This window comes from Christiangramia sediminis (genome assembly GCF_020552705.1).
In the GTDB taxonomy this organism is placed as follows: domain Bacteria; phylum Bacteroidota; class Bacteroidia; order Flavobacteriales; family Flavobacteriaceae; genus Christiangramia; species Christiangramia sediminis.
The window spans coordinates 165,048-179,562 of the sequence record NZ_JAJBZG010000005.1 but is presented as its reverse complement, the minus strand read 5'-3'; the positions used below and the strand labels follow the sequence as shown (position 1 = coordinate 179,562).

At 34.4% G+C, this 14,515-nt stretch carries 16 protein-coding genes; all 16 read left to right on the top strand.

The window, feature by feature from the left end:
• Positions 1–61 precede the first annotated feature (61 nt).
• The 16 genes from LGQ90_RS10140 (at position 62) to LGQ90_RS10065 (ending at position 14,468) form a co-directional block, all read left to right on the top strand.
• Entirely contained in the window at positions 62–586 is a 525-nt protein-coding gene (locus LGQ90_RS10140) for a S1C family serine protease (RefSeq protein ID WP_229340751.1), read from the top strand.
• 117 nt (positions 587–703) lie between these two features.
• A complete protein-coding gene (locus tag LGQ90_RS10135) occupies positions 704–1,171 on the top strand; it encodes a thermonuclease family protein (protein WP_229340750.1) in 468 nt (155 codons plus the stop codon).
• A gap of 59 nt (positions 1,172–1,230) precedes the next feature.
• Positions 1,231–1,539: a DUF6804 family protein gene (locus LGQ90_RS10130; protein WP_229340748.1), complete on the top strand. Its 309-nt coding sequence runs from the start codon at positions 1,231–1,233 to the stop codon at positions 1,537–1,539.
• A gap of 13 nt (positions 1,540–1,552) precedes the next feature.
• Entirely contained in the window at positions 1,553–3,862 is a 2,310-nt protein-coding gene (locus LGQ90_RS10125; RefSeq protein WP_229340746.1) for a J domain-containing protein, read from the top strand.
• A gap of 29 nt (positions 3,863–3,891) precedes the next feature.
• Complete coding sequence (locus tag LGQ90_RS10120; RefSeq protein ID WP_229340744.1) at positions 3,892–4,893, top strand: DUF805 domain-containing protein; 1,002 nt, start codon at positions 3,892–3,894, stop codon at positions 4,891–4,893.
• Positions 4,894–4,980: 87 nt separating this feature from the next.
• A complete protein-coding gene (locus tag LGQ90_RS10115) occupies positions 4,981–5,586 on the top strand; it encodes a PH domain-containing protein (protein ID WP_229340742.1) in 606 nt (201 codons plus the stop codon).
• Positions 5,587–5,599: 13 nt separating this feature from the next.
• Complete coding sequence (locus tag LGQ90_RS10110) at positions 5,600–6,019, top strand: hypothetical protein (RefSeq protein ID WP_229340740.1); 420 nt, start codon at positions 5,600–5,602, stop codon at positions 6,017–6,019.
• 15 nt (positions 6,020–6,034) lie between these two features.
• Positions 6,035–6,616: a hypothetical protein gene (locus LGQ90_RS10105; RefSeq protein WP_229340738.1), complete on the top strand. Its 582-nt coding sequence runs from the start codon at positions 6,035–6,037 to the stop codon at positions 6,614–6,616.
• Positions 6,617–6,625: 9 nt separating this feature from the next.
• The gene (locus LGQ90_RS10100) at positions 6,626–7,159 is read left to right on the top strand and encodes a hypothetical protein (protein ID WP_229340736.1); all 534 of its coding nucleotides are present in this window, start codon (positions 6,626–6,628) and stop codon (positions 7,157–7,159) included.
• 12 nt (positions 7,160–7,171) lie between these two features.
• Positions 7,172–8,251 (top strand): DUF4917 family protein, encoded by a 1,080-nt coding sequence (locus LGQ90_RS10095; RefSeq protein ID WP_229340734.1) that lies wholly within the window; start codon positions 7,172–7,174, stop codon positions 8,249–8,251.
• 162 nt (positions 8,252–8,413) lie between these two features.
• Entirely contained in the window at positions 8,414–8,836 is a 423-nt protein-coding gene (locus LGQ90_RS10090; RefSeq protein ID WP_229340732.1) for a hypothetical protein, read from the top strand.
• A 68-nt stretch (positions 8,837–8,904) separates the two neighbouring features.
• Positions 8,905–9,123 (top strand): hypothetical protein, encoded by a 219-nt coding sequence (locus LGQ90_RS10085; RefSeq protein WP_229340730.1) that lies wholly within the window; start codon positions 8,905–8,907, stop codon positions 9,121–9,123.
• A gap of 3 nt (positions 9,124–9,126) precedes the next feature.
• Positions 9,127–9,417, top strand: coding sequence for a hypothetical protein (locus LGQ90_RS10080; RefSeq protein ID WP_229340728.1), 291 nt, complete (start codon positions 9,127–9,129; stop codon positions 9,415–9,417).
• 139 nt (positions 9,418–9,556) lie between these two features.
• Entirely contained in the window at positions 9,557–11,137 is a 1,581-nt protein-coding gene (locus LGQ90_RS10075; protein ID WP_229340726.1) for a type I restriction-modification system subunit M, read from the top strand.
• The gene (locus LGQ90_RS10070; RefSeq protein ID WP_229340724.1) at positions 11,134–12,420 is read left to right on the top strand and encodes a restriction endonuclease subunit S; all 1,287 of its coding nucleotides are present in this window, start codon (positions 11,134–11,136) and stop codon (positions 12,418–12,420) included. Before LGQ90_RS10075 ends, LGQ90_RS10070 begins: the two co-directional genes overlap by 4 nt.
• A gap of 2 nt (positions 12,421–12,422) precedes the next feature.
• Entirely contained in the window at positions 12,423–14,468 is a 2,046-nt protein-coding gene (locus tag LGQ90_RS10065; protein WP_229340722.1) for an AAA family ATPase, read from the top strand.
• Positions 14,469–14,515 lie beyond the last annotated feature (47 nt).

Here is a 14,515-nt window from a genome sequence, read left to right as displayed (position 1 = left end):
TTCAAATACTATTGAAAGTTCATCAGGAAAAAATAAAAGCGTTTCAGTCCTATTTAAAGAATTGAATCCAGCTGTTTTTAGGGTGGTAGGAGTAATAAGTGAAGATGAAGTATCAACGGGAAGTGGATTTTTTATTGGTCAGGGAATAGGTATTACAAATTTCCATGTACTGGAGGATAGCCAGGAAGCCTATATTTTAATTGGAGAAGAGATTTATGAGATCACTAATGTGCTTTCTAAAAGTTATCCTGCAAATTTAGACTACGTTATTTTTGAGACCGAATACCTTAATGCCAGTAGCCTGCCAATAGCAAATAAAAACCCACAGGTTGGAGAAGATGTTTTTGCTATTGGTAGTCCCAAGGGTTTATCGAATTCTTTAACCAAGGGAACGATTTCCGGCTTTAGAGAGAATAAAAGGATTCAGATCGATGCTACTATTGATCACGGGAGTTCCGGTGGGCCTCTATTTAATATGAAGGGTGAAGTAATAGGAATTACCACCTCAGGAATGGGAACGGGATCTGAATTGAATTTTGCTGTGGATATACAGGCCTTGCCCTATGAAAAATACACTCGCTACTAATTAATGACCTTACCTTTGAATTTCAAAATACTCTTTATTTCCGGTTTAATTTTACTTTCCTCCTGCAAACGGTCAGTTAGGAATAGTGTTGAGTTGTCAGAATCCTCGTCAAAAGAAGTGGAGTTAAAAACAGAAACTAAATCGGATCCTAAAGAAAATAAAAATCCAAAGGGACAAATTTCCCTAGAGGCAAAGATTATAAGAATAGTAGATGGGGATACTGCTGAGCTTCTTTACGGAGAGTTACCGATCATGTTACGGCTTCAGCATATAGATGCTCCCGAAAAAAGAGGTAGTCAGCCCTTTGGAAATAACGCAAAAACTATCTTGTCAGACCTTTGTTTTGGTCAGGAGGTTACCATACTGACCGAAGGTGATTTTGACATGGGAGGCCGAATGATAGGGGAGATTATCAATGAAGACGGCTTGAATGTTAATAAGGAGATGGTTCGATTGGGATATGCCTGGCATTTTAAAAAATACTCTTCAGACATGAACTATGATAAGTTGGAAAAGGAAGCAAGAAGAGAAAGAAGAGGGCTCTGGCAGGAACCCAATCCGGTTGCTCCCTGGGATTTCAGATAATTGTTGTAAACTTTCTCGGCTATACCCCTACCTAATAGTTGAGTTTTAAATACCGAAAATTGAAAATTTTACTATGGATAAGTGCTGCCCTGCTGTTTCTGGCAGTATTTTCCTTTCCCATTGGTTATTATACCCTGCTAAGATTAATAGTAAGCTTAACGGCAGTACTACTTTGCTTTAAGGTAATTAAGGATGATAATACCTTAGTGATGGTAATAAGTGGGATCATAGCGCTTCTTTTTAACCCTGTTTTCCCAATTTATTTAGGTGAAAAAAGTATCTGGATGCCCATAGATATAATAACAGCATGTTTTTTTATCTACGTGGCAATAACTTATAAGTCTTCAAAATCGATAGAATCAGTTTAACAATCATTTTTTTATGGCAGATTATTATAAAATTCTTGGTGTTGCGCGAAATGCTTCTAAAAATGATATTGATCGCGCGTTTTACAAGGTCAAGTCAAAATTTTCATCTGAAGATGTTGAGGATCCGTATTTCAAAAATTTCTATCGACGAATTCTGGAGGCTTACAATGTTCTATCGAATGATAAACTGAAGACTCAATATGATCAGAAATTTGATTTTTCAGAACAGAAAATATCAAATGGAAAGAAAGAAGAAGAAAAAATACTCAATGAGCCAATTATAAAATATTTTAAATCGAATCAGGAAAGTTTAGGTAAAGGAGAAAAGCTTATTCTTAGCTGGGAAGCCAGCTTTGCTGATAAAATAATTTTAGATCCTGTAGGTAAGGTAAGTCCAACCGGAACTAAAGTGATTTGGTATGATGATTTAGCGGAAGGGGAAACTGAATACAATTTAACGGCTGTAAATGAGAATTCAGGAAGGAAAGTTTCAAGAAATATTCAGGTTAAAAAACAGTTTTCCCAGGAGACCGAAGTTTTAAAGGATTCTGTTGATATACCCAAGGAGGAAAGAAAAGAAGAATTACAGGACTCCGAAAATGTTTCATCAGTCGATAATAAACAGAATTCGAACTTAATTAGGAAATATGCTATTCCTGTGAGCATTGGAATATTGTTTATAACAGCAGGTGTTTTTTTCTTTAATAAGGCAGAAAGGGATGTGGTTGAAATTCAGTCTGAAGTGGTTGATGAGTTATCCACTCAAGAAGAGGAAATTGAAAAATCATTAATAGCATTAGACTGGAAGCAGATTCAGCGGGAAAAACAATTATTAGCTCAGAATTTAAAAGTAAGTTCAAAGTCTGAGGATCGAAGAATTCTCGAATTTCTGGATGGTTATCGAGCATTGGTGAACCAGATGAATCAAACATTTTACGAGGATGAAAATTATGAAAAGGTTTCTTCAGCCTTATACACTGATCAATCAGAAAATAAAACTGAAGCCTCCAAATTTTTTGAAAAATTAGAAAACAACGGATTTAAAATTTCTCAATCAGAAGGCAGTCCATTTATTGAAGAGAAATCCAGTCACCTAAGGTCAGTTTTGGAGCCTAATATTAGTGATGCTACAGCTCTAGGATATCTTGACCTGTATCTGGAAAGTATCGATAGCCCTTGTTGTCATGATGCAGCATTGATGATTTCATTTGATGACCTAATTAATAGAACATATCACTGGGGTGAGTTAATTACCAAAGCAGAAAATTCCTCTTTAGCCGACATAGCCTCTCGAAGATTTGCAAATCATTTGTATTTATTATTTCTAGGTATAGATAATACTCCGGCCTTCGATTACGATTCAGAAATGTATAATAACGAATTATTAAAGAAATTAGAACGACATAAATTGGATTACCCATCAGCTTTATCCTCCCTGGAAGTCTCCAATTATTTGAAGCTATTAGAATCAGAAGAGTATATAAAGAATGATAAAGTTGTGGATTATGTTAGGGGGCTTTCAGGTGCCAGTTTTGACCTGACTTCCAAATCATACTTTGAACGTTTTAGGGATCCAGATTTTCGATATATTCCAAATGCAGAAAAGATTATTCGATTATCAGATGCAGAAAATCGAAGAGATTTCTCTAAAATAGGATCATTTTATGCCCCCACTGTTAATAGGTATTGGAATGATACAATTGTTGATTATACCAATTTAAAAAGCTTATATGAAACCGCATGGTCAAATAGCGATTTTTCATGGAATCATATTCAGAATATTGAAGAATACGAAGGCAATAATTTGGAATTGATTACAAAATTTGAATATGTAAATAAGGACGGTGATACTATTTACCAGTTTAGTTCCACTCATTTTGTCTTTAACGAAGATGGCCTAATTGAAGAGGTATATGGGGTTGATTCTGATAATACTTATAAAAGTCTAAGGGATAGTGATTTTGATTATATATCAGATGAAGAGAAGATCAGGCGACTTTTAAAGGCAGAAGATGATCGTGATTTCGATAAGGTGGCATCTTATTATTCTTCAAATCTAAAGCGATACTGGCATATAACTGAACCTACATTCAGGGAGATAGGGAATATTTACAGGGATGCCTGGAATACTACTTCATACTCCCAGAACATAATCCTGAATATTGAAAAATCAGGTTTCAGGACTTATGATGTACAGGTAAGATTCGCTTTTTATAGTAAAAATCAAAATCAGCCGGAGGCAAAGGAAAGTTTTACCAGATATATTTTTAATGATAAAGGTCTGATAGAAGAAGTGTATGGATTAATTGATAATCAAGGCTAATTATTTCTCAAATTTCAAACAAGAAAATTATGACTAACCATTACGAAACTTTAGGGCTAAAATCTACTGCATCTCAACAGGAAATTGAAGATTCTTATCAAAAATTATCAAAAAAGTTTCATCCCGATAATAATGGTGGGGATCAATATTTCTCTGATTTGTACGGGAATATCAAAGAAGCTTATGAAATTCTTTCTGATAAAAATAAAAAGGCAGAATATGATAATCGCGAGCATACTAAAAAGACAGAGCCGGTTGAAAAAAAACCGAAAAGTGGAGCCCCGGAAATTTTATTGTTTGAATCAGATAAGAAAACCTTTATCGAGGGAGATACTATAGAACTCAAGTGGGAAACCCGAAATGCAGATAAGGTATTCATAAAGCCTTTTGGTGAGCTTAAAGCGAATGGTAGCAAAATATTTAAACTGAAGAATTTTAATAAGGCTGAATTGCCAATAAGGCTTGATGCTTTTAATTCTATTTCTGATAAAACAATATCCAGAACCGTTATACTCAAAAATGAGATAGCCGAAGTAGATTTTTCTAAATTTGAAGAGGAAGGTCCAGTAGAGGATTACAAAACTGAAGAAAGTGAGCAATTACAGATTGAAAAGGAGTCTATTCATTCAAATTCTTTTGCAGGAACTGCTGCTGTTGAAAGTGATGATGCTTCGGTTGCTATATCGGAGGAAAGCTTTTTTTCTACCAGTGGGAGACTAAGAAGAAGTTCTTATTTGGGTAGAGCTATCCTTCTTGGAATTCCAGCAGGCATTGCTTCGGTAATTATTCAGGACACTTATGATGATACAGCAATTGGTTGGTGCGCAATTGTAATGATTATTTGTTCTGTCTTAATTTTTATTCAATTTATAAAAAGGCTTCATGATATTAATTTAAGCGGGTGGTATAGCCTAATAAATTTGATTCCTTATGTAGGTGGATTTTTTGGTTTAATCGTACTTTTTATAGATGGTTCAAAAGGCCCAAACAAATACGGTACTGATCCAAAAAATAGAAGCCAATACTCCTGATTCTTTCCGTTTTACGGGAATCCACATGTAAAGTTGATGCGTTCAAAGTATTTTAGTGAACCAATTAAATTATAACCAATACTTCATATGGAATCATTAAAGAAATTTTTAAACGAATCACAGGACCCCAAAGCCGTAGAGAAAACAATGACTAAAGTTTCTGAACTTCTTACGCGAGAGGAAAAAATTGAATATATCGCTGTACAGAAAAAACCTGCTGTCAATCTATCTCCAGATTCAATTGCCCTAACCAATAAACGAATCATTTTTTGCCGGCCCAGGAGTTTCGGGTTTTCTATGGATTTCCAGGATTTTCTATGGAAAGAGGTCGCAGATTGCCATATGAAAGAAGGAATTCTGGGAGCAACTTTTACTGTTAAAACAATAAAGGGCGGACATATTGCGCTTGATTATTTACCTAAATCACAGGCAAGAATGCTATACAGATATGGCCAGGAAAAGGAAGAAGAAATGTCTGAGTATAGAAGACAGAGAGAACTGGAAAATTCCAGAGCCAGTGCCGGTGGAGGAATTGTCGTGAATACAAGTTCTGAAGATAAAAGTACAGAAGCGAAAGAAGCACAGGATGATCCAATGGCCAATCTAAAAAAATTAAAAATGTGGTTGGCAGAAGATCTAATTAGTGAAGAGGAATTTAATAATAAGAAAGCTGAGATTTTAGCAAAGCTTTAAATCAACAATAATTATGAGAAAATTCTTAGCGACTATAATCTTTCTAAGCATTTCATTCTTGAATGTTCAAGCCCAAATCTTTCAGGAAAAAGAAGAAATCATTAAAGATTTGAGTTCATACGAATCTGGAGTAGCGGATGATGGTTCTGAGTATATTTATTTTGATAAGGAGATTGAGACGGATGCAAGTGGAAAATATACCAGGAGAAAAGTCGTGTATTTTGTGGAACTGGATGATGGAACTAAAATATGCAATATGTGGAAGATCTTTGAACCATCCTCCGAAACCAATTCATCGGTAGCTTTTTTTAAAGCTAAATATGTAGAAGTGGACTACATGCAATGGAAGGATTATGAGAATGAAATCCTTTATGATGTTGAAGTAGAAGATGAAATTTGCATCATTACTGCGATATATGATAACTCTAAATAGATTAATTAGCTTTCTATGAAAATCTTTTTGAATGTCTTATTTATAGCCTTTGGCCTCATTGCAGTAGGTTCAATTTCAATGCTAGGTATTGAACTTAATGATACCAGAGAATCCGTAGAGAATTTAAACCTGCCCGTGGTAGGTGAGGAACCTGGAATGATCAAGTATAGAACCAAAAATGGAAATGATTTTTCAGTGACCTTTAAAAATGAAAGGGTCGTTTACATGGAAAACGACTGGTTACTAGAGGAGGAAGGCAAGGAACCGTTATTTACCGAATTCACTTTTGGTAAAACTTCCATTGCCGACATAAGGAATGAATTTGGGAGCAATGGTTTCACCTATTCAAACCGGTTGTTCTCCAGTACAGGCACGCATTTGGTTACCTTCAATTGTTTTGAGTTTGATACGGCTAAGAATGAGATCCTTGTTACGGTAACCGGAATCTCGATTGCTGAGAAAGATGAGGTAAACGAAAGCAATATCTCAGATAAACTGAAGCTCCTGGCAATTATAATTGGCGATAAAGATTATCTCGATAAGATCTGGGGAGAGGAAAAAACTTTTGATGATACCTATAGAAAGATCCAAATCTAATTGTACAGCATGATGAAGAAAATCTATTTTTTATTATTAGTGGGATTGACGAGTGTTTTTAGTATGAACGCGCAGACTGCCTACCAAACTTTTGAAAGTGCGGGATTTAAGGTGAAGTCGGATTGTATCTTTAGTAAGAACACCACCTTTGTTCGAATGGCCAGAGAGCAGGGTATGAATAATGTTTTAGCCGCATATATCTGTGGGGAGAATACTGAAGATCCTCAAACAGGTGTTATTACTAATATCAATATTTATGATGAGTCTTCTAACTACAAATATCTCAGGCCTTCAGAGTATTCTGATTTTGAAGCAAAGTATTTAAAACAATACAGTAGCAATCTCAGTGCTGCCGGTATAACCTATAATTATATAAACTACCAGGGTGTCTCTGCCATAGAGTATACTTTTTCTCAACAAGGATTACCTACAAAAGCGATTGTCTTTCTAAAAGATAAGAAATCTTATTTAATACAGGTAGGTACCAGAACGAATCTGGATTCAAAATTTAATTCGTTGAAGAGCGGGTTTGAAATACTTTAAAAAAAATATTAAATGTTAACCTTCCAAGAAGCAATAAAAAAATCCGAAAGTTATTCTACAAGACACTTAGTTTTAGGAAATGGTTTTAGTATTGCTTGTGTACCTTCAATTTTCACTTATACTTCTTTATATGAACAAGCAGATTTTAGTGAATATCCAGAAATAGAAAAAAGTTTCGAAATTTTAAAAACCACAGATTTTGAATTAATTGTAAATGCAATGGAAAATTCTTCTGCCGTTCTTCCAGCATATTTAGAAAACCACAAAAATATTTGTAAGAAAATGAATTTTCATTCATTAAGAATTAAGGAATTGTTGATTGAAACTGTAGCTAATAACCACCCACCTTTTCCTTCGGAAATTCCAGAAGAAAAGTATGAATCTTGTAGAAAGTTCCTGTCTCATTTTATCAGTAAAGGTAAAAAAGGTAGAATTTACTCACTGAATTATGATTTACTGCTTTACTGGACCCTGATGCATGAAATAGAGAATGAAACATTTAGTTTAATACATAACGATGGTTTTGGAAGAGATAGTTGGTTAGATGATGGCGAACCACAATTCTCTGATGAGTTAATTTGGCAAGGTAAAACTGACGGCCAAAACATTCATTATATTCATGGTGCTCTTCATTTATATGATCAAGGAAGTCAATTGGAAAAATTCTCATGGGTAGATACTGGCTTAAGATTAATTGATCAATCAAAAAAGGCCTTAGAAGAAAATAAATTTCCTCTTTTCGTAACAGAAGGGGATTCAACTAAAAAAATTGAAAAAATAGCACATAATCCGTATCTGTATAATTCCTATAAGAGTTTTGATGGAGTCACACAATCTGGAAAAGGTAAAAAGCCAGGAAACACCTGCATATTTACTTATGGAATATCTTTCAGCGATAATGATAAGCATATTTTTGAAAAAATTTCAAATGGTAGGATTAAAGCCCTATTTGTAAGTATATATGGTGAACCAGAATCTGAAATAAATAAAAAAATCATACAAATGGCAGCAGGGTTATCTGCAAAAAGATCGGAACATCCATTGAAAGTTTTCTTTTATAATGCTGAATCAGCACAAGTTTGGAATTCATAATAACATTGCTAACCTTGACATATCTTAATAGGTTTAATTTTAATTATACCGATAGAAGTGGTTAATCCGGAAACTCTGCATTATTATTATTCTATCAACTTCGGATAACCATTAAAAAATATCTTTTTTGTGTTTCTTATTCGACATTACAGACTTAGATTAATGAGATCCTTATTTTCACTGCTTTTACTGTTGGTATCCTTTACCTGCTATTCCCAACATATTTTATCAGAAGACAGATACGGCGACAAACTCTTTTTTATAGATGATCATACGCTTCATAAAGAGAGCCGCTACGGTGAAAAATTGCTTTACTGGGACGGCAGGAGCATACAGGAAAAAGACAGGTATGGAAAGGATCTTTATTTTATCAATAGAAATACGGTAAGAATTAAAAACCGTTATGGAAATAAAATCTATTTTTTCGACGGATTTACTATAAGATCAAGAGATCGCTATGGAGATAAATTATACTTTCTGGATGGTCAAATTTTAAGGCATAAGGACAGATATGGTGCTCCTATCTATTTTTTTGAAGGGATTCCTGATCGCTGGGTCATTATAGCTGTTATTCACTTTTTGTGATTGATATAAAAGTAAGGCGACATATTTTGTCGTTATTGTATCCTATACTTGTATGAAACAAAAAGAATATGAGAAAACTAGAGATCACCCTTACCGAAGAACAATACCAGCACATAGTGGCAGAACGGAGTTATGGCAACAGGGCTAATCTGGAAGAAGAGACTTTTGGAGGTTGCGATATCTGTTTACATGTGGGTAGTCCCGATGTTTTTACGGCATCCCTGGAAATGAAAATGATCAATACCATAGATCTTGGCGAAGTGGATTGGAAATTTTCTAAAATTTAGAATATGGAACCATATAAAGAAAAACTGATCATGACCTACCGGGAACTTCTAAAGTTTGATGAACAATTGCTCGAGCGAATCATAAATGTAGGTATGACCGGCGAATTAGCAGAAATCAATGAAACATTTCAGAAGAATGATATTTTTCAATTCGATAAGGAAATGTTTCGTGGGACCAAAGACCAGAATTTGAATTTGCTTTTGGATCTACATGACAATTTGGAAGATACGATGAATAGCTTTGTAAATATCAATAATATCACCCAGGAAGAGTTGGATGATTTTGAAGAATAATTCCAGTAATTGCGCTTTTCCGCTTTTTCTTCTTTAAGAAAATCTTTAGATTTACTCCGCTATCATTTAATCTTCCATCTAACCCTACTTCCGGAAGATTTTATGAAGCCTCGAAACCGATAATAACCTATTTACATATATGACTTACGAACAACTCAAAGATCTTGAAAAGCAACTTTGGGATGCTGCCGATGATCTTAGAGCAAATTCAAAATTGACTGCTGCCGAATATAAAGATCCGTTACTGGGGCTGGTTCTGCTTCGTTTTGCACAGAACCGTTATGAAGAGGCAAAGATCTACATAGAAAATAAATTAACTGTTAATCCAAGAACGGGTAAAAAGAGGGAAGCCACCAAGGAAGATTTTCTTGGTGCCGGTGCAATAAGACTTCCGAAAAAAGCACAATATGATTACCTGGTGAATCTTCCCAGCGATGTGAATATTGCTGAAAAGGTAAATGAAGCTATGAAACTGGTGGAAGCTGAATATCCTGATCTTGCCGGGATACTTCCAAAAAATTACCAGGAAATGGACGAAGCTTTACTTCGTTCCCTGGTGCGGACATTTAATTCTGATGCCGTAAAAAAAGCTTCCGGAGATGTTTTTGGAAGGATCTATGAATTTTTCCTGATGAAATTTTCAATGCAGGGTGCCGGCGCACAGGAAGGTGGTGAATTCTTTACGCCTCCATCACTAGTAAACCTTATTGTTAATTTTATTCAGCCCGATCATGGGATTATTCATGACCCTGCCTGTGGCTCGGGTGGTATGTTTGTACAATCTGCTCATTTTATCCAGGATCATGAGAACAGAAATGTGAATGAGGCAATCACGGTTTATGGAACCGAATATAAAAGCAATAACACCAAACTGGCCAAAATGAACCTTGCTATTCATGGGATCGAAGGCAAGATCATTAATGAGAATAGTTATTACAGCGACCCGCATCACCTGCTTGGGAAGTGTGATTTCGTGATGGCCAATCCTCCATTTAACATGGATAAGATCGATGCGAAGAATAAGTTCCTGGCAGAAGATAAGCGTTTGCCTTTTGGACCACCATTAACCGGGAAAGGAACTATCTCTAACGGAAATTACCTCTGGATACAGTATTTCCATTCTTATTTGAATAAAAACGGAAGAGCTGGTTTTGTTATGGCTTCCTCTGCTACCGATGCCGGCCATGCTGAAAAACGAATTCGTGAGCAACTGGTGGAAACCGGGGACATTGATTGTATCGTGGCTGTTGGTAACAACTTCTTTTATACCCGCTCGTTACCCTGCCATTTATGGTTTTTTGATAAAGGAAAGAAAAAGGAAAATAAGGATAAGATCCTGATGATCGATGCACGTAATGTATTCCGAAAAGTGAGCAGTACGGTGAACGATTTTAGTCCCGACCAGATGGAAGGTTTAACCGCGATTATTCAGATGTATCGTGGAGAACAACCAGAACTTAGTGATGATAACAAATGGTTTCAAGAGTATTTTTCTGAAGGAAATTATGAAGATATAGAAGGGCTTTGCAAAATAGTTGATCTCGAGGAGGTAAGAGAGCAGGATTATAGTCTGACTCCCGGCCGATATGTTGGATTAAGTATCGAAATAGACCATGATTTTGATTATAAAGGACGCATTTCGGAGATAAATACAGAATTGGCTAAGCTAAATAAGGAAGCTAATGGATTGATGAATCAAATTCAGTCTTTCAACTTATGATTGGAAACTGGGAAAATATAAAGTTCGGAACAATAGCCTCTTTCCGCAATGGATTGAATTTCACAAAAAATAGTCATGGGAAAGGATTAAAGTTGATTGGAGTTCCAGATTTTCAAGACTATTTCAAACCTGTTTATAGATCTTTAAGTGAAATTTCAATAATTGAAACTTTAAAGGAAGATGATTATTTAAAAAAAGGTGATATTCTATTTGTAAGGTCAAATGGTAATAAAGCTTTAGTAGGGAGAAGTTTATTTATTGATAAACCTATTACTGCAGTTTTTTCTGGTTTTTGTATAAGAGCTAGAATAATTAGTAAAGGTGTTTGTCCTCTTTTTTACGCTTATTTTTCTAGAACCGAAAAATTTAGGGCTTTGCTTTCTGCCGCCTCTGGAGGTACTAATATTCAAAATTTAAATCAGAAAATTTTAAATAATGTATTAGTACCGAGACCACCAATTGAAATTCAGCAAAAAATTGCCTCTATTCTTTCGGCTTATGATGACCTGATCGAAAACAATTTAAGGCGGATTGATTTAAACTGCGAATTAGCAGAAACTATGTTTTTGTCTTTGTTTAATAATAAGGTGAATTGGGGGGAATTTGAGCTCAATGAAGTATCCAAATATTTTGGACGTGGAGTAACACCTAAGTATGAGGAAGGTACGGGGCTCTATGGGATCAATCAAAAAGCAAACAAAGGATTGACTTTAAATAAAGATGTTTTTAAAGAATATAGAAAAGGTGATTGGATTCCTGTTGAGAAATATGCTTCAAAAGGCGACGTATTAATTAATAGTTTAGGGGAAGGAACTATTGGAAGAGTTCACTATTACATGGGGGATAATAAAAAATTCCCTGTTGATCAACATATCTCGATTTTTAGAGCAAAAAATATGGCAGTCGGTTTATTTGTATTTCAATTTTTCAATTCTGAATACGGTCAAGGTCATTTACATACTTTAAAAAAAGGAGGTACAAATATGACAATGTTAAATATTGGTGATTTAAGAAAAGTCCGTATTAGAATGCCTTCATCGGATATTTTAGAAAATTATTACAAATCGGTAATTGATTTATTTAAAGCTAAGGCTATTCTCGAAAAGAAAAATGAATTATTAAAAGAAGCCCGGGATATTTTATTACCCAGGTTAATGACGGGGATGATCGACCCTTCGGAAATCTCAGGGCAGGTTATGGAGAATTTGGACCTTGAAGAAATAAAAGAGCAGCCTTTGGATATGGTTGCGGAGGATGAATTAAATTATAGTAGAGAAAAATAGTTATGCAGTATTTTAAAATGCAAATTCGTGACGGAAGCGATGGAAAAAATTATGTTGATGAGGTTCTTGACGATAATAGAATTACTGCTCATATTGACTATGCAGGTGAGCAATTTGAGAAACTCCAATATGGAGATGTAGGTCTAATTCATAAAGGTAGTAACCCACATTCTCTTGTCAAAGTTCTCCACAAGATTCAGGATAAAACTAAAATTAACGGCACTACATTCGGAATAGATTATCGAGTTGAAATCTTAAATTTTTATGAGGACTTAGATTCATCTTTTCCATTTTATGATAAAAGCTTCAAGGTTGGTCATAATGGAACATTCAGTTATTTGAATGAGCCAAAAAAGACTAGAAAATTTATTAAAAAGTGGTATACATATATTAGACAAAATAACATTATGGATAATTGTAAACTTTCCGATAATAGAATACAAGAAATTACAACCCTATGGAAGAATTATAGAAAAAGAATTGACAAGAATGAAATAGATAAGGTTCGTAAAGAAATTGATGTTCTTAAAAATGGTTGGGAAATTTATAGAAGGAAACTTATAGATGATTCCTTAGAGCTTCAGGATTATACCAATAGGAAAGAGAATAACCATAATGTCCCTGGAAAGTACTTGTGTAATTTTCTTGAAAGAACCACAAAAACCGTATTTGGCTCCTCCAAACCTCCTGGGTCTGCTCATGGTTTTGAAGTAAAGCTGAATGATGATAATTCCAGTTATTTTGTGCTAAATGTAGATCCAAATTGCTCGTTGGATAAAGCAAATGATTACTATGAAAATAATATTAAACCATTGATTTGTGAAATTGCTAAAGAAGAAGATCCACTTTTGAAAATTTCACTTATCGAAGATTCTGAATACAGGGCAAAACAAATATTAAGGAAATTAGCCGTATTGAATCATTTGGATGATTTCCTCTTTATTTATAATGACACCATCGATATTCTATACGATGAATTTCTTATGCCAAATGAGAATTCAAACCTGGGAAAAAATTATGAATTGAGACAGTTACTAAATGAAATTTTTGATATTGATAAAACTGATGAGGTAGAATCAGTTCTGTTATCTTGGTTTATCTGGAAATACTCGAATGCAAAGAGTATAGTTGATAATAAAACACCAAATGTTATCTTTTATGGACCGCCTGGAACAGGAAAAACATATACTGTAAAAAATAATTTGGAATTTGTCTGTCAGGGTGATCAAACCAGATATAAAATATTACAATTCCACCCTTCATTTACTTATGAAGATTTTATTGAAGGTATTAAACCGAAAGGAGTTATAAATGGTAATATCAAATTTGAATTAGTTAACGGAATTTTCAAACAGTTCTGTATAGACGCTAGAAAACAACCCGAAAAAGATTTTTATTTTGTAGTAGATGAAATCAATCGAGCTAACTTATCTACAGTTTTCGGTGAGACCTTAATGTGTTTAGAAAGTAATTATCGTCATGATCTGGAAAAAGAGAATTGTTCTAATCTTGTAAAAACCCAATACTCCACTCTAATTGAAGATTTAATTGCAGATGGTGCCTCGCAAGATTTAGCGTATGATTATTCTGATGTTAATGGAGCTAGATTTGGAGTTCCAAACAATGTTTTCTTTATCGGTATGATGAATGATGTGGATAAAAGTATTGACACTTTTGACTTAGCCTTGCGCAGGCGCTTTAAATGGATTAGAAAGGATTGTGATTATGAAGTTATTCAGGAAGAAACCAAATCTGAAAAAGGTAATGAGTTTGAAAATATAGAATCATATTCAAAAGCTTGTAAGAAATTGAACAATTATATATCGGAGGAATTGGGGCTTGGGAAATCCTATGAGTTTGGTCATTCCTTCTTTATGAAAATTAGTGATATTGCTAAAAAAAGAACCATTACTGAAACAAATATTGAGAATTTATTCAATCTTTATTTACGCCCTACTTTAAAGGAGTATTTGAGAGCATTATTTCCAGAAAAAGATTTAGATGTTAAATTAGAAATCGCATTGAGTAAGTTTAAAGCAGCATTGTAAGGAGTTTTTTAGTATGGAAATAAGTATACCAAATAATCATAATTTTT

What these genes read in the sequence shown, in the direction of transcription:
- LGQ90_RS10085 (WP_229340730.1), top strand. Translation starts at nt 8,905, where the DNA reads ATGAGAAAACTAGAGATCACCCTTACCGAAGAACAATACCAGCACATA.
- LGQ90_RS10090 (WP_229340732.1), top strand. Translation starts at nt 8,414, where the DNA reads ATGAGATCCTTATTTTCACTGCTTTTACTGTTGGTATCCTTTACCTGC.
- LGQ90_RS10105 (WP_229340738.1), top strand. Translation starts at nt 6,035, where the DNA reads ATGAAAATCTTTTTGAATGTCTTATTTATAGCCTTTGGCCTCATTGCA.
- LGQ90_RS10095 (WP_229340734.1), top strand. Translation starts at nt 7,172, where the DNA reads ATGTTAACCTTCCAAGAAGCAATAAAAAAATCCGAAAGTTATTCTACA.
- LGQ90_RS10120 (WP_229340744.1), top strand. Translation starts at nt 3,892, where the DNA reads ATGACTAACCATTACGAAACTTTAGGGCTAAAATCTACTGCATCTCAA.
- LGQ90_RS10080 (WP_229340728.1), top strand. Translation starts at nt 9,127, where the DNA reads ATGGAACCATATAAAGAAAAACTGATCATGACCTACCGGGAACTTCTA.
- LGQ90_RS10115 (WP_229340742.1), top strand. Translation starts at nt 4,981, where the DNA reads ATGGAATCATTAAAGAAATTTTTAAACGAATCACAGGACCCCAAAGCC.
- LGQ90_RS10100 (WP_229340736.1), top strand. Translation starts at nt 6,626, where the DNA reads ATGATGAAGAAAATCTATTTTTTATTATTAGTGGGATTGACGAGTGTT.
- LGQ90_RS10070 (WP_229340724.1), top strand. Translation starts at nt 11,134, where the DNA reads ATGATTGGAAACTGGGAAAATATAAAGTTCGGAACAATAGCCTCTTTC.
- LGQ90_RS10110 (WP_229340740.1), top strand. Translation starts at nt 5,600, where the DNA reads ATGAGAAAATTCTTAGCGACTATAATCTTTCTAAGCATTTCATTCTTG.
- LGQ90_RS10065 (WP_229340722.1), top strand. Translation starts at nt 12,423, where the DNA reads ATGCAGTATTTTAAAATGCAAATTCGTGACGGAAGCGATGGAAAAAAT.
- LGQ90_RS10075 (WP_229340726.1), top strand. Translation starts at nt 9,557, where the DNA reads ATGACTTACGAACAACTCAAAGATCTTGAAAAGCAACTTTGGGATGCT.
- LGQ90_RS10125 (WP_229340746.1), top strand. Translation starts at nt 1,553, where the DNA reads ATGGCAGATTATTATAAAATTCTTGGTGTTGCGCGAAATGCTTCTAAA.